Annotated in this window: 24 protein-coding genes and 1 riboswitch; of the genes, 18 read left to right on the forward strand and 6 right to left on the reverse strand. The window is 72.7% G+C overall.

Annotated elements, in window-relative coordinates:
• The 4 genes from fmt to rpe are packed head-to-tail and all read left to right on the forward strand — an operon-like array spanning position 1 to position 3,994.
• Positions 1-948 carry a methionyl-tRNA formyltransferase gene (gene fmt / locus NR112_RS15120; protein WP_256795134.1) on the forward strand — a complete coding sequence of 316 codons (948 nt, stop codon included), beginning with the start codon at positions 1-3 and terminating at the stop codon, positions 946-948.
• Positions 941-2,476 carry an RsmB/NOP family class I SAM-dependent RNA methyltransferase gene (locus NR112_RS15125; protein ID WP_256795135.1) on the forward strand — a complete coding sequence of 512 codons (1,536 nt, stop codon included), beginning with the start codon at positions 941-943 and terminating at the stop codon, positions 2,474-2,476. The genes fmt and NR112_RS15125 overlap by 8 nt, the downstream gene beginning before the upstream one ends.
• 51 nt (positions 2,477-2,527) lie before the next feature.
• On the forward strand, positions 2,528-3,307 hold the full coding sequence (locus tag NR112_RS15130) for a class I SAM-dependent methyltransferase (protein ID WP_256795136.1): 780 nt from the start codon (positions 2,528-2,530) through the stop codon (positions 3,305-3,307).
• A 30-nt stretch (positions 3,308-3,337) separates the two neighbouring features.
• A complete protein-coding gene (gene rpe / locus NR112_RS15135; protein ID WP_256795137.1) occupies positions 3,338-3,994 on the forward strand; it encodes a ribulose-phosphate 3-epimerase in 657 nt (218 codons plus the stop codon).
• Positions 3,995-4,021: 27 nt separating this feature from the next.
• On the opposite strand, the gene NR112_RS15140 is transcribed toward rpe, so the two are convergent.
• Positions 4,022-4,381, reverse strand: coding sequence for a YciI family protein (locus NR112_RS15140; RefSeq protein WP_256795138.1), 360 nt, complete (start codon positions 4,379-4,381; stop codon positions 4,022-4,024).
• Positions 4,382-4,667: 286 nt separating this feature from the next.
• Positions 4,668-4,798, forward strand: a riboswitch (FMN riboswitch).
• A 116-nt stretch (positions 4,799-4,914) separates the two neighbouring features.
• On the opposite strand from NR112_RS15140, the gene pnuC reads away from it, so the two are divergent.
• The 9 genes from pnuC to NR112_RS15185 are packed head-to-tail and all read left to right on the forward strand — an operon-like array spanning position 4,915 to position 11,313.
• Positions 4,915-5,673 (forward strand): nicotinamide riboside transporter PnuC, encoded by a 759-nt coding sequence (gene pnuC, locus NR112_RS15145; protein WP_256795139.1) that lies wholly within the window; start codon positions 4,915-4,917, stop codon positions 5,671-5,673.
• Positions 5,674-5,676: 3 nt separating this feature from the next.
• Positions 5,677-6,711, forward strand: a complete 1,035-nt coding sequence (gene ribD / locus NR112_RS15150) for a bifunctional diaminohydroxyphosphoribosylaminopyrimidine deaminase/5-amino-6-(5-phosphoribosylamino)uracil reductase RibD (protein ID WP_256795140.1) — start codon at positions 5,677-5,679, stop codon at positions 6,709-6,711.
• A gap of 10 nt (positions 6,712-6,721) precedes the next feature.
• Entirely contained in the window at positions 6,722-7,351 is a 630-nt protein-coding gene (locus tag NR112_RS15155) for a riboflavin synthase (protein ID WP_256795141.1), read from the forward strand.
• Positions 7,348-8,589 carry a 3,4-dihydroxy-2-butanone-4-phosphate synthase gene (gene ribB, locus NR112_RS15160; protein ID WP_256795142.1) on the forward strand — a complete coding sequence of 414 codons (1,242 nt, stop codon included), beginning with the start codon at positions 7,348-7,350 and terminating at the stop codon, positions 8,587-8,589. The genes NR112_RS15155 and ribB overlap by 4 nt, the downstream gene beginning before the upstream one ends.
• Complete coding sequence (ribH, locus tag NR112_RS15165; protein ID WP_256795143.1) at positions 8,586-9,056, forward strand: 6,7-dimethyl-8-ribityllumazine synthase; 471 nt, start codon at positions 8,586-8,588, stop codon at positions 9,054-9,056. Before ribB ends, ribH begins: the two co-directional genes overlap by 4 nt.
• A 44-nt stretch (positions 9,057-9,100) precedes the next feature.
• A complete protein-coding gene (locus NR112_RS15170) occupies positions 9,101-9,364 on the forward strand; it encodes a phosphoribosyl-ATP diphosphatase (protein WP_256795144.1) in 264 nt (87 codons plus the stop codon).
• Positions 9,365-9,378: 14 nt separating this feature from the next.
• On the forward strand, positions 9,379-10,224 hold the full coding sequence (gene hisG, locus NR112_RS15175; RefSeq protein ID WP_256795145.1) for an ATP phosphoribosyltransferase: 846 nt from the start codon (positions 9,379-9,381) through the stop codon (positions 10,222-10,224).
• Positions 10,225-10,252: 28 nt separating this feature from the next.
• Complete coding sequence (locus NR112_RS15180) at positions 10,253-10,765, forward strand: PH domain-containing protein (protein WP_256795146.1); 513 nt, start codon at positions 10,253-10,255, stop codon at positions 10,763-10,765.
• Positions 10,762-11,313 carry a flavin reductase family protein gene (locus NR112_RS15185; RefSeq protein WP_256795147.1) on the forward strand — a complete coding sequence of 184 codons (552 nt, stop codon included), beginning with the start codon at positions 10,762-10,764 and terminating at the stop codon, positions 11,311-11,313. The genes NR112_RS15180 and NR112_RS15185 overlap by 4 nt, the downstream gene beginning before the upstream one ends.
• Positions 11,314-11,403: 90 nt before the next feature.
• On the opposite strand, the gene NR112_RS15190 is transcribed toward NR112_RS15185, so the two are convergent.
• The 4 genes from NR112_RS15190 to NR112_RS15205 form a co-directional block, all read right to left on the reverse strand.
• Positions 11,404-11,886: a group II truncated hemoglobin gene (locus NR112_RS15190; protein WP_256795148.1), complete on the reverse strand. Its 483-nt coding sequence runs from the start codon at positions 11,884-11,886 to the stop codon at positions 11,404-11,406.
• Positions 11,887-11,956: 70 nt separating this feature from the next.
• Positions 11,957-15,829, reverse strand: coding sequence for an IPT/TIG domain-containing protein (locus tag NR112_RS15195; protein ID WP_256795149.1), 3,873 nt, complete (start codon positions 15,827-15,829; stop codon positions 11,957-11,959).
• A 174-nt stretch (positions 15,830-16,003) separates the two neighbouring features.
• On the reverse strand, positions 16,004-17,200 hold the full coding sequence (locus NR112_RS15200; protein ID WP_256795150.1) for a CynX/NimT family MFS transporter: 1,197 nt from the start codon (positions 17,198-17,200) through the stop codon (positions 16,004-16,006).
• A gap of 2 nt (positions 17,201-17,202) precedes the next feature.
• Positions 17,203-17,790 (reverse strand): uridine kinase, encoded by a 588-nt coding sequence (locus tag NR112_RS15205; protein WP_256795151.1) that lies wholly within the window; start codon positions 17,788-17,790, stop codon positions 17,203-17,205.
• A 54-nt stretch (positions 17,791-17,844) separates the two neighbouring features.
• Between NR112_RS15205 and hisF the strand changes: the two genes are divergently transcribed.
• A complete protein-coding gene (gene hisF / locus NR112_RS15210; RefSeq protein WP_256795152.1) occupies positions 17,845-18,618 on the forward strand; it encodes an imidazole glycerol phosphate synthase subunit HisF in 774 nt (257 codons plus the stop codon).
• Between the two features lie 22 nt (positions 18,619-18,640).
• Here the strand turns inward: hisF and NR112_RS15215 are convergent, their stop codons facing one another.
• Positions 18,641-19,282, reverse strand: a complete 642-nt coding sequence (locus NR112_RS15215) for a TIGR03085 family metal-binding protein (RefSeq protein WP_256795153.1) — start codon at positions 19,280-19,282, stop codon at positions 18,641-18,643.
• A gap of 76 nt (positions 19,283-19,358) precedes the next feature.
• On the opposite strand from NR112_RS15215, the gene NR112_RS15220 reads away from it, so the two are divergent.
• The 4 genes from NR112_RS15220 (at position 19,359) to hisI (ending at position 24,593) form a co-directional block, all read left to right on the forward strand.
• A complete protein-coding gene (locus NR112_RS15220) occupies positions 19,359-20,396 on the forward strand; it encodes a GNAT family N-acetyltransferase (RefSeq protein ID WP_256795154.1) in 1,038 nt (345 codons plus the stop codon).
• 49 nt (positions 20,397-20,445) lie between these two features.
• Positions 20,446-22,311, forward strand: a complete 1,866-nt coding sequence (locus NR112_RS15225) for an ABC transporter ATP-binding protein (protein ID WP_256795155.1) — start codon at positions 20,446-20,448, stop codon at positions 22,309-22,311.
• Positions 22,308-24,119 (forward strand): ABC transporter ATP-binding protein, encoded by a 1,812-nt coding sequence (locus tag NR112_RS15230; RefSeq protein WP_256795156.1) that lies wholly within the window; start codon positions 22,308-22,310, stop codon positions 24,117-24,119. The genes NR112_RS15225 and NR112_RS15230 overlap by 4 nt, the downstream gene beginning before the upstream one ends.
• A 90-nt stretch (positions 24,120-24,209) precedes the next feature.
• Positions 24,210-24,593: a phosphoribosyl-AMP cyclohydrolase gene (gene hisI, locus NR112_RS15235; protein ID WP_256795291.1), complete on the forward strand. Its 384-nt coding sequence runs from the start codon at positions 24,210-24,212 to the stop codon at positions 24,591-24,593.
• Positions 24,594-24,661: the final 68 nt, after the last annotated feature.

Genomic DNA, 24,661 nt, shown 5'->3' on the forward strand with positions numbered 1-24,661 from the left:
ATGAGAGTCGTCTTCGCAGGCACCCCCGAGGCGGCGGTGCCGAGCCTCGATGCCGTCGCGTCGTCGAGCCACGAGCTCGTCGGCGTCGTCACCCGCCCCGACGCCCCCTCGGGCCGAGGACGGCGGCTCGAGGCCTCGCCGGTCCGTCGTCGGGCCGAGGAGCTCGGGATTCCGGTGCTCACCCCCACCCGCGTCAAGGATCCCGACTTCATCGACGCCCTCACGGCGCTCGCGCCCGATGCGTGCCCGGTCGTGGCCTACGGCAACCTCATCCCACCCGACGCCCTCGCCGTCCCACGTCTCGGCTGGATCAACCTGCACTTCTCGCTCCTGCCCGCCTGGCGTGGCGCGGCACCGGTCCAGCACGCGATCATGGCGGGCGACGAGGTGACCGGTGCGTCGACGTTCGTCATCGAGCGTGGTCTCGACACCGGCCCGGTCCTCGGCGTCATGACCGAGACGATCCGGCCCACCGACACCGCCGGCGACGTGCTGGGTCGACTGTCGACCGCAGGGGCCGGCCTGCTCGTCGCGACCCTGGACGGGCTCGAGTCCGGCGACCTCGTCGCCGTGCCGCAGCCGAGCGAGGGGGTGTCGCTCGCGCCGAAGATCGAGGTCGACGACGCCCGGATCGTGTGGACGCGTCCGGCGACCGCGGTCGACCGGCTCGTGCGCGGCTGCACGCCGGCGCCGGGGGCGTGGACGACCTTCCGCGGCGAGCGGCTCAAGGTCTCGCCCGTGCGCCCCGCCGACGCCGCCGAGGTCCCCGGCGCCGAGGCACTCGGAGCCGGCACGCTCCTCGTGACGAAGCGGGCCGTCTTCGTCGGCACGGGCACCGGCCCGGTCCGTCTGGGCACGGTGCAGGCGCACGGCAAGAAGCCGATGGCGGCCGCCGACTGGGCCCGAGGCACGCGCATCGAGGTGGGGGAAGGGGTCGGCGATGAGTGACGAGCGACGCGGCGGCGGTGGATCGGGCGACGGGCGACGGGGAGAACGCCAGCGGCCGCAGGCGCGCGAGCGCTCCGCCGGACACCGCTCGGAGCAGCGGCCGTCGGAGCGGGCCCGGCGCACGGATGCGCCGAGGCTCGCCGCCTACACGGCGATGCGTGAGGTCGCCGACGGCGCCTACGCCAACCTCACGCTGCCGAAGCTGTTGCGCGACAAGCGGATCAGCGGACGGGACGCCGGCTTCGCCACCGAGCTCGTCTACGGGGCGACGCGCCTCTCCGGCCTGTACGACGCGATCATCGCGTCCGCCGCGGGTCGCCCCGTCGACAGGATCGACGCCAACGTGCTCGACACCCTGCGGCTCGGTGCGCACCAGCTGCTCGGGATGCGCGTGCCCAGCCACGCCGCCGTCGACGAGACCGTGGCCCTGGCCCGGCAGGTGAACGGGGCCGGGGCGGCCGGCTTCGTCAACGCCGTCATGCGGCGCATCAGCGAGCGCGATCGCGACGAGTGGATCGACGTGGTCACCCAGGACGTCGTCGACCCCGTCGAGCGCCTCGCGCTGCGCACGTCGCACCCCGCGTGGATCGCCAAGGCCCTCCGAGCGGCCCTCATCGGGCACGGCGCCGCAGGCCCGGACGACGTCGAGGAGTCGCTGACCGCGCTGCTCGAGAGCGACAACGCCGCCGCCAAGGTCTCGCTCGTCGCGCGACCCGGCCTGGCCTCGCTCGACGAGCTCGAGGACGCCGGCGCGGAGCGCTCCGGACTCAGCCCCGTGGGCGCGACGCTGCCTGAGGGCGACCCGGGAGCCATCTCGGCCGTGCGCGACGGACGGGCAGCGGTGCAGGACGAGGGCTCGCAGCTGCTGGTCCTCGCCCTCGCGGCCGCCGCCACCGAGGGTGAGGCCGCCGAGCACGAGCGGTGGCTCGACCTCTGCGCGGGCCCGGGCGGCAAGGCGGGACTGCTCGCAGCGCTTGCCATCGAGCGACGGATCCCCTTCGTGGCCAACGAGATCAGCGAGCACCGCGCCGACCTCGTGTGGCAGACCCTGGCCGCGGCCCGCGCCGAGGCGCGCGAGCTGGACACGAGCCTCAAGGTGCGACACGGGGACGGCCGGGAGCTCGGTGACCTCGAACCCGGCGGCTTCAGCCGCGTCCTCATCGACGCCCCGTGCACGGGTCTCGGAGCACTGCGACGCCGACCCGAGGCGCGCTGGCGGCGCGGACCCGGCGACGTGGCGGCCCTGGCCGGGCTCCAGCGCGAGCTGCTCGAGTCCGGCATCGAGGCCACCGCGACCGGAGGACTCGTCGGTTACGCGACGTGCAGCCCGCACCTCAACGAGACGCGCTTCGTCGTCACCGACATCCTCAAGCGACGCGACGACGTCGAGCTCGTCGACGTGCGCCCGCTCTTCGTCGATGCCACCGGACGCGAGCTGCCGGGTCTCGGCGACGGACCCTACGTCCAGCTCTGGCCGCACGTCCACGGCACCGACGCCATGTTCTTCGCCCTGCTGCGCAAGCGGTAGAGGCCCGAAAACCGGTCGCGCGCGGGACCCGGCCGTGGGCAGGGTGGGGCCGTGACGGCATACGCGACCGACGACCTCGAGCCCAGCCCCTTCGACGAGAGGGTGGCTCCGACGTACGACGCGGGGTCGGCCCACATGTTCGAGCCGGCCGTCCTCGGCCCGACCGTCGACGTGCTCCACGAGCTCGCCGGCAAGGGTCCGGCGCTCGAGCTCGCCATCGGCACCGGGCGGGTCGCGCTGCCCCTGGCGGAGCGCGGCGTCGAGGTGCAGGGCGTCGACGTCTCGGAGGCGATGGTGGCCGAGCTGCGACGCAAGCCGGGTGGTGACCGGTTGGACGTGACGATCGGTGACATGGCGACCACCCGGGTGGGCAGTGGCTACCGCCTCGCGTACCTCGTCTACAACACCATCACGAACCTGCTGACCCAGGACGAGCAGGTCGAGTGCTTCCGCACGGTCGCCGAACAGCTTGCCGCCGGAGGGTGTTTCGTCGTCGAGGTCTTCGTGCCGCAGCTGCGCCGCATGCCGCCGGGCCAGACTGCCGTGCCCTTCCACGTCGGGAGGCGCCACGTCGGCTTCGACACCGTCGACGTCGTGTCGCAGCTGTCGGTCTCGCACCACTACGTCCGGGAGGGCCAGCAGGATGCCCAGGGTCGGGAGCTGGCGAGGTATGCCGCCTCGACGCACCGTCACGTGTGGCCGTCGGAGCTCGACCTCATGGCGCGCATCGCGGGCCTGACCCTGACGCACCGCTGGGCGGACTGGGACCGCACCGCCTTCACGGCGGAGTCGGAGTCGCACGTCTCGGTGTGGACCAAGGGCGTTGCCTGAGGCCTGCCACGCGGCCCCTAGGCTGTGCGCGTGCAGATCTCACCGAGCATCCTGTCCGCCGACTTCGCCAACCTCGCGGCGGAGCTCGGGCGCATCTCGAACGCCGACTGGGCGCACGTCGACGTCATGGACGCCCACTTCGTGCCGAACCTCACCCTCGGGCTGCCCGTCGTCGAGGCCCTGCTCGCGGTCAGCCCGATCCCCATCGACGCCCACCTCATGATCGAGGACCCCGACCGGTGGGCGCCGGCCTACGCCGAGGCGGGGTGCCAGTCGGTGACCTTCCACGTCGAGGCGGCACGCGACCCGCGCGCGCTGGCGCGGACCCTGCGCGCCGCGGGTGCTCGAGCGTCGATGGCGCTCAAGCCCGGAACGTCGTTCGCGCCCTACGAGGACCTGCTGCCGGACCTCGACATGGTCCTCGTGATGACGGTCGAGCCCGGCTTCGGAGGGCAGTCCTTCATGGCCGACCAGATGCCCAAGGTCCGCCAGGTGCGCGAGGCGGTGCGCCGCCACGGCGGCGAGATCTGGATCCAGGTCGACGGCGGCGTCAGCGCCGACACCATCGAGCAGTGCGCCGAGGCGGGCGCCGACGTGTTCGTCGCCGGCTCAGCGGTGTACGGCGCCGAGGACGCCGCGGTCGCCGTGGACGAGCTCCGCGCGCTGGCTCTCACGCACCGGCACTGACCCGACGGCCGCGGCGACCCGCCGCGGTCAGTCGACCTTCGGCTGCGGCTTGAAGCGCCGGACCTCGTGCGCCCAGCCACACGCCTCGGCGATCCGACCTGCCCACATCTTCGCCGTCTCGTCGTCGGGCACCTTCACGATGGCGAAGCCACCGAGGAACTCCTTGGTCTCGACGTACGGTCCGTCGGTGATCATCACGCTGCCGCTGGTGGGGTCGGCGTGGTAGACGGGACCGTCCTCCTCCTCGAGACCCCCGGCGAAGACGTACACGCCGGCGGCCTTCATCTCGTTGACGACCGCCATCGCGAGCGGTCCGCGACCGCGGAACCACTCCTCGGAGTGGTCACCCACCCACTGCTGGTTGAAGTAGAGGAGGTACTCGGCCACGACGGGCTCCTTCGGTTGCGGCGGACCCTGTTGTCCGCGTCATGCCTACTACACGAACGGCGACGGGTGTTTTCGACACGAGCCAGGATCCTCGCCCACGGATCCCGCGTGGTCCCGGTACGCCCTCGTCGACCCCGGAGACCCGGCTACCGTCCACCTGTCGCTCCAGCGGGGCCGGCAGCGCGGAACGGGGACGCGGCGTCCCACGGACGGTGACCCTGGCTGTCGTGGCGCCCGTCACGCGGTCGCGGCGTGCGCGGCCGACGGACGCGGGTGCATACTGGCTCTACGTGCTCCGGGGTCGGTGTAATTCCGAGCCGGCGGTGACAGTCCGCGACCCGACCGCATCCAGCGGCCGGTTGACCTGGTGAAATTCCGGGACCGACGGTGAAAGTCCGGATGGGAGGCAGCACGAAACAGGCCGTCGTGGCCTGGGCCGTCGGCATCGTCCGTCCGGGTCCGGACCACGTGGGCGTGTGGAGTCACCCCGGAGTTCGTCCGTGCCACGACGAACGACCAAGGACGAACACCACATGCAGGCTCTTGCTCTGGCCGACGAGACGAAGAACGTCTTCCAACAGGCCATCGACGCCACCATCCCGATCGGGCCGTACCAGCTGCACTGGCTCGAGCTGATCGGCGTCCTCATCGGGCTTGCCTCCGCCTACCTCGGCATGCGCCGGTGGGTCTGGGCGTGGCCGGTGGGGATCCTCGCGAACATCATGCTGTTCTTCGTCTACCTGGGTGCCGTCTTCGGGGCCGACGAGCGCATCCCGCTCTTCGGTCAGGCCGGGCGGCAGGTCTTCTTCATCATCACGAGCATCTACGGCTGGTGGCGCTGGTCGCAGGTCCGCAGGCTCAACCACGCGGACGACGCGAGCGGCGTGGCGATCACGCCCCGCTGGGCCACGAGCCGCGAGCGCGTCGCCGTCGTCGTCTTCTGGCTCGTCGGCACGGTCGTCGTGCACCAGGCCTTCGTCTGGCTGTGGAACCTCTCGCCGAACCCGTTCTTCACGCCCGAGTGGTGGTTCTACTGGTGCGACGCCTGGATCTTCGTCGGCTCGATCGTCGCGACGTACGCGATGGCGCGCGGCTGGAACGAGTTCTGGCTGGCCTGGATCGCTGTCGACCTCGTCGGCGTGCCGTTCGCCTTCGCCACCGACTACGTGCCGACCGGCGTGCTCTACACCTTCTACGGCCTCTTCGTCATCTACGGCTTCACCCAGTGGGTCAAGGTCTCGCGGGTCAGCAAGCCCGACCTCGAGCCGCAGCTGACCGGGACGTCGAGCTGACCCATGGGTGACACGGCTGCCCCGGCGTGGATGCGACGAGCTCTCCGGCTCGCCGCGTCCGGGCCGTGGCCCGACCCCAACCCGCGGGTCGGCTGCGTCATCGTGGCTCCCGACGGCGTGGTCGTCGGGGAGGGGCACCACCACGGCGCCGGCACGCCGCACGCTGAGATCGAGGCCCTGCACGCGGCCGGTGCTGCTGCACGGGGGGCGACCGCCTACGTGACCCTCGAGCCGTGCTCGCACACGGGCCGCACCGGACCGTGCGCCGAGGCGCTCGTCGAGGCCGGCGTGTCGCGGGTCGTCTTCGCGCAGTCGGACCCCAACCCGAATGCGGCGGGAGGCGCCGAGGTGCTGCACGCCGCCGGCATCCACGTGACCGGAGGCGTGCTCGCCGACGAGGCGGCCGCCCTCAACGACCGGTGGGCTCGCTGCGTGGCCCTCGGCCGACCGCTCGTCACGTGGAAGCTCGCCACGACCCTCGACGGCAGGAGCGCGGCGGCCGACGGCAGCAGCCAGTGGATCACGGGGGAGGCGGCGCGAGCCGACGTCCACGGGCTGCGCGCGACGCGCGACGCCGTCCTCGTCGGCACGGGCACCGTGCTCGCCGACGACCCCCGTCTGACCGTGCGGCGCATGCCGGGTGGCGGGCTTGCGCCGCAGCAGCCCCTTCGCGTCGTCATGGGGGAGCGTCGACCTCCAGCCGGAGCGCGCCTCCACGAGGCTCCGGGGGAGGTGCTGCACCTGGCCACCCGCGACCCGAGGGAGGCGCTGGACCGCTTGTGGCACGACGGGATCCGTGACGTCTGGCTCGAGGGGGGCCCCACGCTCGCCGCGGCGTTCCTGCGCGCAGGTCTCGTCGACGACGTCTACGCCTACGTGGCCCCGGCGCTGCTCGGCTCGGGCCGGGCTGCCGTGGCCGACCTGGGCATCACCTCCATCGCGGACGTCCGACGCCTCGATCTCGTCGACGTGACGGTGGTCGGCGGAGACGTCCGCATCCACGCCGGCGCCCACCCGCCAGTGCACGCAGAACCCTGAGGAGACAGACATGTTCACCGGAATCGTCGAGGAGCTCGGCACCGTCGCCGCCATCGAGCACGGCGCCGACTCGGCCGTGCTGCGCATCGACGGCCCCCTCGTCGTCAGCGACGCCACCCACGGCGCCTCCATCTCCGTCAACGGCGTCTGCCTCACCGTGACCGAGCACGACGCCTCTGGCTTCACGGTCGACGTCATGGCCGAGACCCTCGCCCGCAGCAGTCTCGGGGCCCTGGCGACCGGCGACCGCGTCAACCTCGAGCGCGCCATGCCGGCCGACGGCCGCTTCGGTGGTCACGTCGTCCAGGGCCACGTCGACGGGACTGCCACCATCACGGCGCGAACGCCCGGGGACCGCTGGGAGACGGTCGACTTCACGCTCCCGCCGGTCCTCGCGGCATACGTGGTCGAGAAGGGCTCGATCACCGTGGACGGGGTCTCCCTCACCGTCGCCCACGTCGGCGACGACGCGTTCGGTGTCTCGCTCATCCCCACGACGCTCGACCTGACGACCCTCGGGCACAAGGGGGTCGGCGACGTCGTCAACCTCGAGGTCGACGTCATCGCGAAGTACGTCGAGCGACTGCTCAGCCACCGACAGACCGACCGACGGACCGACCGGCAGGAGGTCGAGTCATGACCACCCTCTCCACCGTCGAGGAGGCCCTCGAAGCGCTGCAGGCGGGCCGTCCCGTCCTCGTCCTCGACGACGAGGACCGCGAGAACGAGGGCGACCTGGTCCTCGCGGCGGAGACCGCCACCGAGGACTGGATGGCATGGACCATCCGCCACTCGTCCGGCTACCTCTGCGCGCCGATGCCCGACGAGATCGCCGACCGGCTCGAGCTGCCGCTCATGGTCGCCGAGAACCGCGACCCGCTGCGGACCGCCTACACGGTGTCCGTCGATGCCGCGTCGGGGGTCACCACGGGCATCAGCGCGGCGGACCGCCTGCACACCGTCCGGGTGCTCGCCGACGTCGACTCGGTGGCCGCCGACCTCATCCGGCCGGGACACATCCTGCCGCTGCGCGCCCGGCACGGAGGCGTGCTGACCCGTCCGGGTCACACCGAGGCGGCGGTCGACCTGACCCGGCTCGCGGGCCTCTCGCCGGTCGGCGTCATCGGTGAGCTCGTCCACGACGACGGGACGATGATGCGCTTCGACGCGGTGGTCGGGCTCGGCCGCGAGTTCGGACTGCCCGTCATCACCATCGAGCAGCTCATCGACCACCGGCAGCGCCTCGACCGGGTCGAGCGCCTCGCGACCACCCGCATCCCGACGGTGCACGGCACGTTCACGGCCCACGGCTACCGCGACACCCTGACGGGCGACGAGCACGTCGCCCTGGTCAGCCCGCGCGGGCTGCAGGGCCGCGGCCGCAGCGGGCCCGTCGTCACGCGCCTGCACTCCGAGTGCCTGACCGGCGACGCATTCGGGTCGCTGCGCTGCGACTGCGGCCCCCAGCTCCAGGCCTCCCTCGCGCGCGTCGGGCGCGACGGCGGCGTCGTCGTGTACCTCGGTGGTCACGAGGGCCGGGGGGTCGGGCTCGTCGACAAGCTCCGTGCGTACTCCCAGCAGGACGCCGGCGCGGACACCGTCGATGCGCAGACGGCCCTCGGCCTGCCCGTCGACGCGCGGGAGTACGCCGCCGGTGCCGCGATCCTGCACGACCTCGGTGCGACGCAGGTCGTGCTCCTGACGAACAACCCCAACAAGGTCTCGGCGCTGCGCCAGCTCGGGCTCGACGTCGTCGCCGTCGAGAGGCTCCACGGACCGATGGGCGCGGACAACGAGCAGTACCTCACGACCAAGCGCGAGCGCATGGGCCACGACATCCCGGTCCCCAGCGACCGGCACGGCAAGGAGACGGCATGAAGGACGGCGCCCCCACCATCAGCACCGACGGCACCGGGCTGCGGGTCGCCGTCGTCGCGGCGAGCTGGCACGACCAGGTCATGGACGGCCTCCTCGACGGCGCGCGTCGTGGCCTCGCCGACGCCGGGGTCACGCACGTCGACGTCGTCCGCGTGCCCGGGACGTTCGAGCTGCCGGTCGCGTGCGCGACCCTCGCCGAGCGCTACGACGCGCTCGTCGCGCTCGGGGTCGTCATCCGCGGCGGCACCCCGCACTTCGACTACGTCTGCCAGGCCGCGACGGTCGGCATCACCGACGTCTCGGTGCGCACGAGCACGCCGATCGGCTTCGGCGTGCTCACGTGCGACGACGAGGCCCAGGCGCTCGACCGCGCCGGGCTCCCCGGTTCCGCCGAGGACAAGGGCCACGAGGCCGCGTCCGCGGCCGTGGCGACCGTCGTCGCCCTGCGCGGCGTCGCCACGACGTGAGCACCGTCCGGGACACGGCTGCGCGGCCCGTAGGCTGTGGCACCGTGAAGAGCTTTGAGCAGCTGTATGCCGAGCTGGCCGAGAAGGCGCAGACGCGACCCGAGGGTTCGGGCACCGTGGCGCAGCTCGACGCCGGCGTCCACGCGATCGGCAAGAAGATCGTCGAGGAGGCGGCCGAGGTGTGGATGGCTGCCGAGTACCAGTCGAACGACGAGGCCGCCGAGGAGATCAGCCAGCTCCTCTACCACCTGCAGGTCCTCATGCTCGCGAAGGGCATCTCGCTCGACGACGTCTACGCCCACCTCTGAGGACTGTTCACTCCATGCTGCGAATCGCCGTGCCCAACAAGGGCTCTCTCTCCGACGCGACCGTCGAGCTGCTGCGCGAGGCGGGCTACCGCGTACGCCGTGACGCCAAGGAGCTCGTCGTCGCCGACGCCGAGAACGACGTCGAGTTCTTCTACCTGCGCCCCCGCGACATCGCGGTCTACGTCGGGTCCGGCACGGTGGACGCCGGCGTCACCGGTCGTGACCTGCTCCTCGACTCGGGCTCGAGCGCCGTCGAGGTCATGTCGCTCGGCTTCGGCGCCTCGACCTTCCGGTATGCCGGCAAGCCCGGCCACGTGGCCACCGTCGACGACATCGCGGGCAAGCGCGTCGCCACGTCGTATCCCGGCCTGGTGCGTTCCGACCTCGCCGCCCGTGGGATCTCGGCGGAGGTCGTGCGCCTCGACGGCGCGGTCGAGACGGCCATCACCCTCGGGGTCGCCGACTGCATCGCCGACGTCGTCGAGACCGGGACGACACTGCGACAGCAGGGCCTCGAGGTGTTCGGCGAGCCGATCCTGCGGTCCGAGGCCGTCCTCATCCGCGGCGACCGCCCCGGGGAGGACCAGGCCATCGAGGTGCTCCAGCGGCGCATCGCCGGCGTCATCACGGCTCGCACGTACGTCATGCTCGACTACGACTGCCCGAAGGACCTCGTCGACCGGGCCTGCCGGCTGACCCCGGGCCTCGAGTCGCCGACGGTCTCGCCGATGCAGGACGAGGCGTGGGTCGCCGTGCGTGCCATGGTGCCACGCAACGGGCGCAACCGACTCATGGACGAGCTCTACGACCTGGGCGCGCGGGCGATCCTCGTGACCGACATCGCCGCCTGCCGGCTGTGACGACGACGGGGATGACGGACGTGAACCGATGACGCAGCAGCCCTCGTCGCGGCCGGAGCACGACCCGGGCGCCGACTCGGCCGCGTGGGCGCCCTTCCGCCCCCATCGCGGCCGGGCCGTCGCGCTCGGAGCGGTCTGGTCCTCGCTCGCCCTTTTCGGCATCATCGCCGTCGTCATGCCGGCGCAGGTCGACGGTCGGTGGGGCCTCGGCGACCGCATCATGTTCTTCGGTCTGGGCGTCGTCATCGCCTTCCTCGCCTGGCGGTACGCGTCGATCCGCGCGGTGCCGAGCCCGGCCGGGCTCGTCGTGCGCAACCTCGTGCTGACCCGCACGCTCGAGTGGCCCGAGGTCGTCGGCATCCAGTTCGGCGGGGGCGAGCCCTGGGTCACCCTCGACCTCGAGGACGGCGACACCGTCGCCGTCATGGCGATCCAGAAGGCCGATGGTCCGCTCGCCGGCCGGGAGGCCTCCCGTCTCGCGGCACTCGTCCAGGCGTTCGGCGAGGCGCGTGAGCCCGGACCGCGACAGGACCCGGCATGACGGGTGAGCCGACGGGTGAGCCGACGCCGGAACGGATGCGCCACGCGCTCGGCCATTTCGCCACGGGGGTGACGATCGTGACCGGGTTCGCCGAGGGCGGTGAGCCCGTCGGGTTCGCCTGCCAGTCGTTCGCGTCGGTCTCCCTGCACCCGCCGCTCGTGCTCTTCTGCGCCGACCACCGTGGCCGGTCGTGGCCGCGCATGCGTGACGACGGCCGCTTCACCGTCAACGTGCTCGGACACGAGCAGCGCGATCTCATCGCGCGCTTCGGCTCGGCCGGCGGCGCCCGGTTCGACTCCCTGGACTGGGAGCCGTCACCGCACGGTGGCCCGAGCCTTCCCGGCGTGCTCATGCGCGTGCACTGCTCGGTCGAGCAGGTGCACGTCGCGGGCGACCACGACGTCGTCGTCGGGCGCGTCCTCGACCTCGAGGACGGCGAGTCGGGCCGGCCGATGCTCTTCTACCGGGGACGTCTCACGGTCACCGAGCGGCGGACGTCGGCCGGGACCGAGGAGGGGCCCGCGGCGATCGACGACTACTGGGGCTGACCTGACCCAGCAGGCACGCCCTCCCAACAGAGAACGCAACACACCGAGTAGGTCACAACCCACCGCGATCCGATCCCGGTGGGTTGTGACCTACTCGGTGTGTTGCGCGGGACGGGCGTCGGTGCCGTCGACGAGCCCGTCCCACGACCACTGCGGCACGGTCAGGCCGTCGGGCACCTCGTCGGCCGACCCGTGGTAGCTGCTCATGTAGCCCACCGCCCAGCCGAAGTACGCGACGAGGGCGTCGCGCACGTCCGGGTCGCTCGCGAGACCGGCGTCATCGACGGCCCGCTCGAAGCACTCGAGCGCCCGCTCGTCCATCTCCTGGTGCGGGCCGTTGCCCGAGTGCATCCGCACGACCGTCGAGTCGCTGGCCACGGACCCCGAGTAGGTGGGCGGGCCGCCGAGCGCCTCGGCCCAGTACGCCGCGAGCCGCTCGGTGTGGTCGGGGTGGAAGCCGTGCGAGAAGGCGTGCGACACGACGGGGTCGTCAAGGACGCGCTCGTGCCAGGCGTGGGCGAGGGCGACGAGCGCAGGCATCCCGCCGACGGCGTCGTAGATGGTCCGGGTCACCGTCGCAGGCTCCCATCCCGCGGGCGACGCGACAAGGCCCGGGACCGCGTGGGGTCCGGAGGGCTCGCCGTCAGCGGAAGTGGATGAAGTTCGAGGGCCAGGAGTAGCTGCCTCGCTCGAGGATGCGCCGACCGCTCATCGACGTGTAGGTCGCTCCGAGAACCGTTCCGCCGTAACCGCTCTCGGAGATCGCGACGGTGTCGCCGTCTGCGCTGACCCAGTCCACGTACGCGACGTGGTTGGAGTTCCACTGGGCGATGTCGCCGACGCGGGGCTTCTGGTCGACGGCGAAGCCCTTGGCCCGGGCGTTCGTGTCCCAGTTCGTCGCGTTGCCGAGGTTGCCGGGGTTCTTCACGCCGTCACGCGAGAGGCGGTACGCGGAGAAGTTCGTGCAGTTGTTGCCCCACGGGTCGACGGGGTAGTTCCACGCACGCTGGCCGTAGTAGCCGAACCGCTCGATGCAGTCCTGCGTCGCGCGGGAGTAGCACTTCCAGGCGTTGGGGGCCGGCCCGCCGGTGATGGCCCACGTGACGGTGGTGGAGCGGTAGATCGCGACGTTGGCGTTGCCGAGCACGCGCACCACCGAGCCGCTCCCGCTCGTCCCGGTGGACCACACCGTCACGCCGCGCGAGTTGCGCACGACGAAGTTGCCGTCGGTCTGCATCGTGGCGGTGCTGCCCGTGCCCGTCGTGAAGGTGGCCCACTGCCGCACCCCGGCGGCCGAGCTCAGCACGAGGTTGCCGTCGGTGCGCATCGTCAGCTGCCACGCCTCGCTCGTCGACAGGATCGACTCACCGGAGCGCAGCACCTGCCCGGGCAGCATCCGGTCGTAGCGGTAGCCGCGGTGGTCCCACACCGTCGTCGTGCCCTGCCGGACCTGTAGCAGGCCGTCGTTGGTCAGGGTGAGCAGACCGTCGGTCCAGCCGTTGGTCCCGCTCGACCACCCGACGGTGCCGTCGACGCTGACCATGACGACGTTGCCGTCGGCCCGGACCGAGAGGCGGTTGCCGGCGCCCGGCGTGGCGCTCGTCCAGCGTCGGACACCTGCCGAGGTGGTGATGACGAGGTTGCCGTCTGCCTGCATCGTGGCGAGGTAGGCCCCGGTCGACGACCGCAGCGCCGTGCCGGAGGAGAGCCACTGTCCGGGCTGCAGCGTCGCGCCGGCGACGTAGGTGAAGCCGTCGGTGCGCACCACGGTGCCGGCGCGCGTCGTGACGCGGATCGGGATCGGCCCGGTCGCGATGCGGGCCGGGACCACCGCGGTCACCAGGGTCGCCGAGACCCGGGTGAACGAGGTCGCCGCGACCCCGTTGAAGAGGACGTTGCGCACGTCGGTGAACGACGTGCCGCGCAGGGTGACGACCGTGCCGCCTGCGAGCGGACCGGAGGCCGGCGAGACCGAGGCGACGACGGGCGGGTCCTGGAAGCTGAAGCGGCCCGCGGGCACGACGGGCGAGGTGCCACCGGGAGTCGTGACGCGCACGTCCACGTCGCCCTCGGCGTGGACCGGCAGGGTGACGCGCAGCTGGGTCGCCGAGAGGCGCGTCACCGCGGTCGCGGCGACGCCGCCGAACGTCACGGACGAGACGCGGTCGTATGCCGTCCCGGTGAGGACGACGGTGCCGCCGCCCTTCGTGGGTGCCAGGGTGGGGGAGACCGCGGAGACGGTCGGCACGGCCTGGTAGGTGAACCGGGCTGCGGTGGCGGTCGGCGACACGCCGCCGGGGGTGGTGACGCGGACGTCGACGGTGCCGACGGCCTGCGCAGGCACCGTGATCCGCAGCGTCGTGTCGGACACCCGGACGATCCCGGTGCCGGCCACGCCGCCGAAGTCCACGCCCGTCGCGAGGCCGAGGCGGGTGCCCGTGACGGTGACGACGACGCCGCCGCGCAGCGGCCCCGCCGGGATCGACAGGGCGGACACCGCGGGCACGCCGACGTAGGTGAACCGGCCGCCCGCGGACTCCGGGCTCGTTCCGTTGGGATTGGTGACGCGTACGGACACCGTCCCCTCGGCCTGCGCTGGGGCGGTGACCCGCAGGCTGGTGTCCGAGACCCGCACGAGGCCGGTCGCTGCGACGGCGCCGAAGCGCACCGAGGTGGCGTCGGACAGGTGGGCGCCGGTGATCGTCACGACGGTGCCGCCGCGGAGCGGGCCCGCCGTGGCGGACAGCGCGCCGACGACCGGGGGTGAGCCGTAGGCGAAGCGGGCGCCGACCCCGGTCGCCGAGGTGCCACCCGGCGTGGTGACCTGGACGTCGACGGGTCCGGAGGCATGGCGCGGCGTCGTGGCGCGGAGCGTCGTCGCCGAGACGCGGACGACGGTGGTCGCCGCGACCGAGCCGAAGCGGACGGCGGTCGCCCGGCTCAGACCGGTGCCGGTCAGCGTCACGACGGTGCCACCGGCCGGGGGGCCGGTCTGGGGCGACAGGGAGGTGATGGCCGGGACCGCCTCGAACGCGAACGTGCTCGACGTGTGCTGGGGCGACGTGCCGTAGGGGGTCGTCACGGTGACGGCGACGACCCCAGCCGCGTGGGCGGGTGTCGTGGCCCGGATGCTCGTGGCCGAGAGGAGGCTGAAGCGGGCTGCCGTGCCGCCGAAGTCGACCCGGGTCGCGCCCGTGAACCGGGTCCCGGTGAGCGTGACGACGGTGCCACCGCGGACCGGCCCGGCCGTGGTCGACAGCGACGTGACGGCCGGTGGTGCCTGGTAGCCGTAACGGGCACGTGCGGTCACGCCCGAGGTGCCGCCCGGCGTGGTCACGCGTACGTCGACGGTCCCCACGGGACGCGCCGGGCTCGTGACGCGGAGCGTGGTCGCCGAGACCGGCACGACCTTCGTGGTGGCCGACGAGCCGAAGGCGACGCTCGTGGCACGGCTGAGACCGGTCCCCGTCAGGGTCACGGTGACGCCACCAGCCGTGGGGCCCGTGGCGGGAGAGATGCCAGTCAGGGTCGGAACCGCTTCGTAGGCGAAGCTGTTCGCGGAGTAGCCGGTCGAGATGCCGGCGGCGGTCCGGACCCGCACGTTGACGAGGCCGGCCGGGCGGCCCGGCGAGGTGGCGCGGATCTGGGTCGCGGACACCACCGTGAAGCGCGCCGTCGTCGCGCCGAAGGTCACGGCGGTCGCACCGGTGAACCGGGTGCCCGTCAGGGTCACGACCGTGCCCCCGCGCACTGGACCGGCGGCGACGGAGAGGCCCGTCACCGCCGGCGGGGTGATGACGGGGGGAGCGGTGTAGGTCAAGCGCGTGGCGGAGGACACGGGGGAGGTGCCGCCCGGGGTCGTGGCTCGGACGTCGACGGGGCCTGCCGCGTGCGCGGGCACCGTGACGCGGACCTGCGTCGCCGACAGGCGGGTGAGGCCCGTCGCGGGGGTGGCGCCGAAGAGCACGACGCTCGTGCGGTTGAGGCCGGTGCCGGTCAGCGTCACGGTGCTGCCGCCCCGCGTCGTGGCGGTGCGGGACGACAGGGTGGACACGGTCGGGACGGCGTCGAAGGCGAAGCTGGCGCGTGACGAGATGGGCGACGTGCCGGCCGGGGTGGTGACGCGGACGCTGACCACGCCGGCGGGGTGGGCCGGGGTGACGACCCGGACACGGGTGCTCGAGACCTTCGTGATGCGGGTGACGACCGTCGAGCCGAACCAGGCCGTCGTCGTGGCGCCCACGCCGGTGCCCGACAGCTCGACCGTCGTGCCTCCTCGGGTCGGGCCGGCCACGACGGAGAGGCTGACCGCCGTGGGGGCGGTGCCGGTGACAGCGGCGACGGACGGTGCCGCCGAGACGGCGGAGACGGAGGCCGCGGACGCCGTCGGCGCGGCCGCGAGGCCCGGCACTCCAACGAGGAGGGTCGTCACGACGAGGCCGGAGAGCAGGCGCGCGGTGCTCCTGCGGTCGACGACGCGGTCTCGCTCGGGCAGCGGGGTGGGGCGGGGCAGCATTCGTCCGTCTCCTTGCAGTCAGCACGTCCGGCGAGCATTCTGCACGGGCAAATCACCCCTTGTACGCCGTTTCGCCCCAATTGCCTCGTCCCAAGCGCACCACGGGCCCCAGATGTGGGGTCGGGCGGCGTACCAAAGGCCCGGTCGCGGCGTCACCCGACCCTCAGGCGGCGCTCACTCCACGCGGCGCAGGTCGGGCCGCAGGCGCTGGACGACGAAGAGCTGGACGACCCCGATCGCGGCGAGGATGCCCCACACGAGCGACAGGCTTCCGGTCACGTCGCGCACGAGCCCCATCGCCAGGGGTCCGATCGAGGCGAGGCCGTAGGAGATGAGGAAGGCCATGCCGGTCAGCCGCCCGCTCGCCTCGGGGGTACGGGCGTAGCGGACGAGAAGCACGAGCGCGAGGGAGAAGGCGGCGCCCTGGCCGAGCCCGGTGACGACCGCCCACACCCAGGGCGCCGTGAGGGGCAACCGCCAGATGCCGAGGGCGCCGATGGTCCCGAGCACGGCGGCCGGCCACAGGAGACGGCGCATGTCCCGGGTGCGGTCGCTGACGACGGGCCCGAGCAGGCCGGAGACGATCTGGGCTCCGCTGAAGACCGCCGCGAGGTAGCCGGCGGACTCTCGTGACCACCCGTGCTCGACGTACGTGGGGGCGAGCCACGTGACGGCCGAGTAGAAGCACCACGACTGCAGCGTGAGGTACCCGGCGACGAGCCAGGCCGTCGGGTGTCGCCACGGCAGCCGGCCGGGACCCTCCTCGTCGGGCGTGTGGTGCGGGTTGGCCCGGACGGTGAACGGGGCCCAGGCGAGGGCGCCGACGAGGGCGACGACCGACCACGACCCGAGCGAGCCCTGCCAGCTCCCGAGGCGATCGGCGAGCGGCACGGCGAGCGCGGAGCTGAGCGCCGCCCCACCCATCATCGCGAGCATGTAGAGACCCGTGATGAGACCGGTGCGCTCGGGCGGGAAGAAGGTCTTGACGAGTCTCGGCAGCAGGGTGCCGGCGACGGCGATCCCCACGCCGCAGAGGAAGGTTCCCGCGTAGAGCACGACGACGTGGTCGCCGGCGAACCGGCTGGCCGTGCCCACGAGGATGCTGATGACCGCGCCGAGGACCGCGGCGGCCGCCCCGGTGTGGTGGGCGATCCGGCTCGCGATGGGTGCGAAGAGCCCCATGCAGAGAACCGGAAGGGTCGTGAGCGCCCCGGCCGCGGCGTGGCTGAGGCCGAGGTCGGCGGAGATCGCGTCGAGCAGCGGAGGGACACTCGTGATCGCGATCCGGAGGTTCGCGGCGACGGCGACGAGCGCGAGCGCCATGACCCAGACGGGCGGAAGGGGGCGGAGCGGTCGGTCTCGTCGAAGCACCATCAGAGACTAGATGTGTCGAGCACGAGGTCGGCGCGCTCCCTCGTCGCGTCGGCGCTGAAGAGCGCCGACTCCTGGTCGGCCCAGCGCTGCCACTGTGGCCGGTAGGCCTCGCCGTCGCGGTCGATCCCGCGGCGCATCCGCAACGCCGTGTCGGCGTCCACGAAGACGGACACGGCGGCATACGATCCCGCGGGCTCCACGCTGGAGCCGCACCCCTCGACGACGAGGAAGCGGCACGGTGGCACGTCGCGCGTGCCCGACCACCGCTCGCGGACCCAGCTCCACAGCCGGTAGGTCGGCCGCTCGCCGCGCGCCAGCGGCTCCAGCACCTGCGCCGCGAGCAGCCCGGGTGCCTGGGCCAGCCCGTCCCAGCCCGGGTAGAGGTGGTCCATGTGCACGACGGCCACGGGACCCGTCGGCGCCAGCGCGAGCTCGATCCCGCGGGCCAGCGTCGTCTTGCCGGCGCCGCTCGGCCCGTCGAGGGCGATGACCACGACGTCCCCGCAGCGCGGCTCCGCCGCGAGCGCGAGGGACACGACGGAGGAGACGTGCTCGTCGCGCGGCGGCCGCGTCACCTCGTCCCACATGGGCGCGACCCTACCGACCCGTGACCGTCACCCGGGCTGCCCTAGATTTGTCACATGCCGGTCGCCACGAGAGTCATCGCCTGTCTCGACGTCGACGCGGGGCGCGTCGTCAAGGGCGTCAACTTCGAGAACCTCCGTGACGCCGGCGACCCCGTAGAGCTCGCGAAGGTCTACGACGACCAGGGTGTCGACGAGCTGACCTTCCTCGATGTCACGGCCAGCAGCGGTGACCGGGAGACCACCTACGACGTCGTGCGCCGGACGGCCGAGCAGGTCTTCATCCCGCTCACCGTCGGTGGCGGCGTGCGCACCGTCGACGACGTCGACCGGCTGCTGCGCGCCGGCGCCGACAAGGTGGGGGTCAACACCGCCGCCCTCGCCCGACCCGAGCTGATCTCCGAGATCGCGGCCCGGTTCGGCGCACAGGTGCTCGTCCTGTCGGCCGACGTCCGTCGGCGCGTCGGTGACGACCGACGGCCCACCGACGACTTCGTCATGACGACGCACGGAGGGCGCACCCCGGTCGACCTCGACGCCGTCGAGTGGTGCGCGCGGGCCGCGGAGCTCGGGGCGGGCGAGATCCTGCTCAACTCGATGGACGCCGACGGCACGAAGGACGGTTTCGACCTCGAGCTGATCCGGCGCGTGCGGGCGGCCGTGTCGGTGCCCGTCATCGCGAGCGGGGGCGCCGGACGGGTCGAGCACTTCGCGCCCGCGGTCGCCGCCGGCGCGGACGCCGTGCTCGCGGCGAGCGTCTTCCACTTCCGCGAGCTCACCGTCGGCGACGTCAAGGACGCCCTGCGCGCAGCCGGTGTGACGGTCCGTTGAGCGCGCCGGCCGGTCCAGAGGATCAGCTGATGCCGAGGTCGGTCTGCTGGAGGGCCGCGATGTCGTCGGCGTCGCCCTCGAACTCGACGCGCGCCACGCTCTTGCGACCGTAGGCGTAGAGCACGAGCTCGGCGGCCGTCCCGCGGAGCACGACGGTGCCGTGCTCGTCGGGCAGCCTGGCGGCGTGGCGGCCCTGACCCTCGGCGATGAGCACGATCCCCGTGGGCGCCTTCCGGAACATCAGGCGTGCCGAGCGCTTGAGCGCCGTCCAGAGCTTGCCCGACAGCTGGGGCGACAGCTCGCGCGGCTCCCACCCGGGCTGGGCGCGGCGCGCGTCCTCGTGGTGGACGAAGAACTCGATGAGGTTGGTCACCTCGTCGACCTTCGGGTGCGCCATCGGGTTCCACACCGGGGCACCTCGGCGGACGCGGTCGACCAGCGCCGCGTAGTCGCCGTGCGCGATCTTGGCCTGCTCCTTCTCGAGGTGACCCGCGAGGAACGGCACGAAGCGTCCGGCGGTCAGGTCGGGCCGGTGCTCGCGGACCAGCAGGTGGGCCGCCAGGTCACGCGTGTCCCACCCCTCGCACAACGTCGGCTCGTCGGGGCCGAGCCGGTCGAGCTCGTCGCAGAGCTGGAGGCGTTCGGACTGGGCGTGTCGCGTCATGGGTCCATCCTCTCAGGGGCGCGGCGCCGCCCCAATCCGGTGGCACGTGCGGGCGCAGGGTCCCTAGGGTCGGACGGTGATCGAGCTCGTGCGCCCCACCGTGGACCTCTCCGACTCGTGGTGGGAGATGGTCGACGACTTCGCCGGTGAGACCATCCACGGCTCGAGCTACCGCGCGGCCGACCGCGAGGTGCTGCGTGACCGGGACACCTTCGAGGAGTGGGTCGACTGGCTCGGCCGGATGGAGCGGTCGGACGCGGCCCTGCCTGAGGGCCGCGTGGCGTCGTCGAACCGGTGGGTGGTCCGTGACGGTCGCGTCGTCGGCACGATCGCCGTGCGACACGCGCTCACCCCGTCCCTCCTCGTCGAGGGCGGACACATCGGGTATGCCGTCTCGCCGGCGTTCCGGCGCCAGGGGATCGCCCGCACGGCGCTGGGTCTCGGGCTGGAGCTCGCCGCGTCCCGCGGCATCGACCCGGTCCTCGTGACGTGCGACGCGGCGAACACCGCGTCCGCGCGGACCATCAGGTCGTGCGGCGGCGTCCTCGAGGACGAGCGGGACGGGGTCCTGCGGCACTGGGTCCGGACCGGCGCGCCGGCCCAGCCGATCGGTCCGGCGCCCATCGAGACCCGTGAGGCCCGCCTCGTGCCCATCACGTCCGAGGAGGCCACGGCGATGCGGGCGGGGGAGACGCGAGAGGGGTGGGCCGAGGGCTACCCGCGCGAGGACGACCTCGACGCCGTCGGGATGCTGACGTCCGGCCCCGACGCGTGGTCCCCCCGCCACATCGTCAGGAGGTCAGACGGGCTGGCCGTCGGCTCGATCGGCTGCTTCGGGCCTCCCGAGGACGGCGTCGTCGAGGTCGGCTACGGGCTCGTCGCGCAGGCGCGGGGAGGGGGTCTGATGACCGACGTCCTGTCGGGGATGGTGCGCTCGCTAGAGGCGGCCGGGCTGTCCGTGACCGCCCACACGGAGCCCGGCAACGTCGCCAGCCACCGGGTCCTGGCGCGTCTCGGGTTCGAGCGGGCCGACGAGCCGGAAGCGCCGGGGGACGCGGGAGCGGAGTGGCTCTGGGCCAGACGGCCGGATGTCAGAGCCGTCGGTGACGCGTGAGAGGCTGAGGGGTCGACCACAGAGCACGTCACCAGGGGAGCCGCACACCGTGAACGTCCCGCCCACCTCGACCCTTCGGGAGGGTCGCGCTGTCATCGCTCGGGGCATCAAGGGCCAGCCCCGCTGGTTCGCCCTGGCCGTGGTCGGCAGCGTCGTCTACGGCGTCATGACGAGCCTCACGGCCGCGGCCATCGGCTTCGTCGTGGAGCGCGCCGTCGCGCCCGCCATCGCGGCCGGGCACGTCACCGCGTCCCAGCTGTGGTTCATCGGCGGCGTCATGGCGGCGGTCGTGCTCACGACGATCGTCGGCGTCATCGGTCGCCGCATCGCGGGCGGCGTCGCCATGTTCAACCTCGGCGCGATGTACCGCCGACAGGTCACGCGCCAGTACCTCCGGCTGCCCCTCAGCTGGCACCACCGGCACCCGTCCGGCCAGCTGCTCTCCAACGCCAACGCCGACGTCGAGGCGACGTGGAACATCTTCGCGCCGCTGCCGATGGCTCTCGGCGTGGTCGTCATGCTCGTCTTCGGCATCGTCCAGATGGTCATCGTCGACCCGTGGCTCGCGCTCGTGGGGCTCACGGTCTTCCCCATGCTCTTCCTGGCCAACGTCGCCTTCCAGCGGGCCATGTCGCCGCGCGTCACCCGCGCCCAGCAGCTGCGCGCCGACGTCTCCGAGGTCGCCCACGAGAGCTTCGAGGCCGCCCTCGTCGTCAAGTCTCTGGGGCGAGAGGACCACGAGGCCGAGCGCTTCCGCGTCGTCACCCACGAGCTGCGCGACGCCAACATCGAGGTCGGCCGCACGCGCGGCCGCTTCGACCCCGCGATCGAGGCCATCCCGACGATCGGCACGCTGGCGGTGCTCTTCGTCGGCACCCTGCGGGTCAGCAGCGGCCAGCTCACGGCAGGCCAGGTCGTGCAGGTCGCCTACCTCTTCTCGATCCTCGCCTTCCCCGTCCGCGCTCTCGGCTGGGTCCTGGCCGAGCTGCCCCGCGCCGTCGTCGGCTGGAAGCGCGTCTCGGCCGTCCTGGACGCGACGGGCAGCATGACCTTCGGCGACCGTTCGCTGCCCTCCGGTGCCGCCAGCCACCTGCAGGCCGAGCGCCTCGCGTACGCCTACGAGATCGAGTCCGAGACGGGCGAGCCCGACCTCAACCCCGCTGTCGTGGACGTCACGCTCGACGTCGCGCCCGGCGCGACGGTGGCCATCGTCGGTCCCACCGGCAGCGGCAAGTCGACGCTGACCAACCTCGTTATGCGCCTCGTCGACCCCGACTCGGGAGCCGTCCTCGTCGACGACGTCGACCTGCGCGAGGTGCGCCGCGGAGGCGTCAGCGACGTCGCCGCGCTCGTCGCGCAGCAGACGTTCATGTTCGACGACACCGTGCGCGGCAACATCACCCTCGGGGCCGAGCGCGACGACGAGAGCGTCTGGCGTGCGCTGGACGTCGCCCAGGGCGCCGGCTTCGTCGGGCGGCTGCCTGACGGCCTCGAGACCCACGTCGGCGAACGCGGCGCGAGCCTCTCCGGTGGGCAGCGCCAGCGCATCGCCCTGGCCCGTGCCGTGATCCGTGAGCCGCAGCTGCTCATCCTCGACGACGCCACGTCGGCCGTCGACCCCAGCGTCGAGCAGGCCATCCTCGCCCGGCTGCGCGAGGCGAGCTCGGGCACGACGGTCCTCGTCGTCGCCTACCGCATGGCCACGATCCTGCTCGCCGACGAGGTCGTCTACATGGAGGGCGGTCGCGTCGTCGACCACGGCTCCCACGACGCGCTGCTGGGCCGGTGCCTCGGCTACGAACGGCTCGTGACGGCATACGCCCGCGAGGCCGCGGAGCGCGAGGCCATCGCGGCCGCAGAGGAGCACGACGAGCACGGGCGTGGCGCCGACGCGGCCGAGGAGGTCTCCCGATGAGCATGCGGTCCCAGGTCCTCGTCGAGCACCACGGTGTCGCGACGGGCAAGGAGATGACGACGTGGCAGACGCTGCGTCGCGGGGTCGAGCTCTCGCCCGAGCTGCGCAAGGGCATCTGGGTCACGGTGCTCCTCGCCGTGCTCTCGACCCTCGGCCGGGTGCTCGTGCCGTTCGTCGTCCAGCGCATCACCGACAACGGCCTCCTCGCCGAGGGTGGTCCGGACACGCAGGTCGTGGCCGTCTACATCGGCATCGCCCTCGTCGGTGTCGCCGTGACGGCCGTGTCCGCCTACTTCGTCAACATCCGCCTCTTCCGCTCGTCCGAGAACGGTCTGGCGACGTTGCGCCTCAGGGCGTTCCGCCACATCCACGACCTCGCGATGCTCACCCAGAACACCGAGCGGCGTGGGTCGCTCGTCTCGCGCGTGACCTCCGACGTCGACACGATCTCGATGTTCGTGCAGTTCGGCGGGCTCATGCTCCTCATCAACCTCGCGCAGATCTCGCTGGCGACGGTCCTCATGGTCGTCTACAGCCCCCTGCTCGCCCTCGTCGTGTGGCTCTGCTTCGTGCCGCTCTTCGTCATCATCCGCAAGTTCCAGGGCATCGTCGGGCGCGCCTACACCAAGGTCCGTGAGCGCGTCGGCGACATGCTCGGCGCGATCTCCGAGGCCGTCGTCGGGGCTCAGGCCATCCGCGCCTACGGCGTCGAGGACCGCACGGCCGAGCGCATCGACGCCGCGGTCGAAGCGCACCGCAAGGCCGCGATCGGCGCCCAGGCCCGCTCGGTCGTGGCGTTCACCTCCGGTCAGCTCGTCTCCGGGCTCACCACCGCGGTCGTCCTCGTCGTCGGCACCGTCCTCGCGGCCGGCGGCAGCCTGACCCTGGGCGAGCTGCTCGCCTTCCTCTTCCTCGTCAACCTCTTCACCCAGCCGGTGCAGCAGGCCACCGAGATCCTCAACGAGATGCAGAACGCCGTCGCCGGCTGGCGCCGGGTCATCGGCATCATCGACACGCCGGCCGACGTCTCCGACCCCGGCGACGCGGGCGTCACGCTCCCACGCGGGCCGATCACGGTGCAGTTCAACGAGGTCGGGTTCGCCTACCCCGGTGGCGCGCCCGTGCTCCATGACATCGACCTCACCATCGCGCCGCGCAGCCGCGTCGCGATCGTCGGCGAGACCGGCTCGGGCAAGTCGACCCTCGCCAAGCTGCTCACCCGGCTCATGGACTCGAGCAGCGGCCACGTCCTGCTCGACGGTGTCGACCTGCGCACGATCCGCTTCTCGTCCCTGCGGTCCCGGGTCGTGCTCGTCCCGCAGGAGGGGTTCCTCTTCGACGGCACCCTGCTCGACAACCTCCGTTTCGGACGGCCCGAGGCGAGCGAGCAGGACGTGCGACTCACCCTCACCGAGCTCGGCCTCGACCCGTGGGTCGCGACCCTGCCGCTCGGTCTGGCGACCGCCGTCGGTCAGCGCGGGGAGTCGCTCTCGGCGGGCGAGCGCCAGCTCGTGGCGCTGGCCCGTGCCTACCTCGCCGACCCCGACCTGCTCGTCCTCGACGAGGCGACCTCGGCCGTCGACCCGAGCACCGAGGTGCGGATCCAGCGTGCCCTCGACTCGCTGACCCGCGGCCGCACCTCCATCGCGATCGCGCACCGGCTCTCGACGGCGCAGGCGGCCGACGAGGTGATCGTCGTCGACGCCGGCCGCATCGTCGAACGTGGCCACCACACGGAGCTCGTCCGGCTCGGTGGCGTGTACTCGAAGCTCCACGAGTCGTGGGTCGCGCAGCAGCAGGCCGTCTGACCGCGGCCGAGCCAGCGGCAGGGTGGACCGGACCGTCGGCGGGGTGGACCGGCCCGGCACAATGGGCGGGTGACCGACGCCCTCGACCCGATGCCCGACCCCACCATCCTCGACCCGCAGATCGCCGCGCTGCTCAAGCGCGACGAGCACGGCCTCGTCGCCGCCGTGGTGCAGCAGCACGACACGGGCGACGTGCTCATGGTCGGCTGGATGGACGACGAGGCCCTGCGTCGCACGCTCGGGGAGGGCCGGGTGACCTTCTGGTCGCGCAGCCGGCAGGAGTACTGGCGCAAGGGCGACACGAGCGGCCACGTCCAGTGGGTCAAGGGTGTCCGCCTCGACTGCGACGGTGACGCCCTCCTCGTCACCGTCGACCAGGAGGGCGCGGCCTGCCACACCGGTGACCGCACGTGCTTCGACGCGCGCCAGCTGCCCGCCACCGTCGGCGAGCCCGACCCCACCCCCGCCGCCTGACCCGCACGTCGAGTGAGCGCTCCGTCCCACTCGAGTGAGCGGAGGTGCGGGTTCGACGGGTGAGGCGG

The organism is Terrabacter sp. Ter38 (assembly GCF_024519435.1).
GTDB lineage: Bacteria > Actinomycetota > Actinomycetes > Actinomycetales > Dermatophilaceae > Terrabacter.

Bases quoted from the DNA above. Each gene is read 5' to 3' on its own strand.
- ribD (WP_256795140.1), top strand. From the start codon at position 5,677: ATGGGTGACACGGCTGCCCCGGCGTGGATGCGACGAGCTCTCCGGCTC.
- hisI (WP_256795291.1), top strand. From the start codon at position 24,210: ATGCCCGACCCCACCATCCTCGACCCGCAGATCGCCGCGCTGCTCAAG.
- hisG (WP_256795145.1), top strand. From the start codon at position 9,379: ATGCTGCGAATCGCCGTGCCCAACAAGGGCTCTCTCTCCGACGCGACC.
- hisF (WP_256795152.1), top strand. From the start codon at position 17,845: ATGCCGGTCGCCACGAGAGTCATCGCCTGTCTCGACGTCGACGCGGGG.
- ribB (WP_256795142.1), top strand. From the start codon at position 7,348: ATGACCACCCTCTCCACCGTCGAGGAGGCCCTCGAAGCGCTGCAGGCG.
- NR112_RS15230 (WP_256795156.1), top strand. From the start codon at position 22,308: ATGAGCATGCGGTCCCAGGTCCTCGTCGAGCACCACGGTGTCGCGACG.
- ribH (WP_256795143.1), top strand. From the start codon at position 8,586: ATGAAGGACGGCGCCCCCACCATCAGCACCGACGGCACCGGGCTGCGG.
- NR112_RS15155 (WP_256795141.1), top strand. From the start codon at position 6,722: ATGTTCACCGGAATCGTCGAGGAGCTCGGCACCGTCGCCGCCATCGAG.
- NR112_RS15215 (WP_256795153.1), bottom strand. From the start codon at position 19,282: ATGACGCGACACGCCCAGTCCGAACGCCTCCAGCTCTGCGACGAGCTC.
- NR112_RS15180 (WP_256795146.1), top strand. From the start codon at position 10,253: ATGACGCAGCAGCCCTCGTCGCGGCCGGAGCACGACCCGGGCGCCGAC.
- NR112_RS15195 (WP_256795149.1), bottom strand. From the start codon at position 15,829: ATGCTGCCCCGCCCCACCCCGCTGCCCGAGCGAGACCGCGTCGTCGAC.
- NR112_RS15125 (WP_256795135.1), top strand. From the start codon at position 941: ATGAGTGACGAGCGACGCGGCGGCGGTGGATCGGGCGACGGGCGACGG.
- fmt (WP_256795134.1), top strand. From the start codon at position 1: ATGAGAGTCGTCTTCGCAGGCACCCCCGAGGCGGCGGTGCCGAGCCTC.
- pnuC (WP_256795139.1), top strand. From the start codon at position 4,915: ATGCAGGCTCTTGCTCTGGCCGACGAGACGAAGAACGTCTTCCAACAG.
- NR112_RS15205 (WP_256795151.1), bottom strand. From the start codon at position 17,790: ATGTGGGACGAGGTGACGCGGCCGCCGCGCGACGAGCACGTCTCCTCC.
- NR112_RS15185 (WP_256795147.1), top strand. From the start codon at position 10,762: ATGACGGGTGAGCCGACGGGTGAGCCGACGCCGGAACGGATGCGCCAC.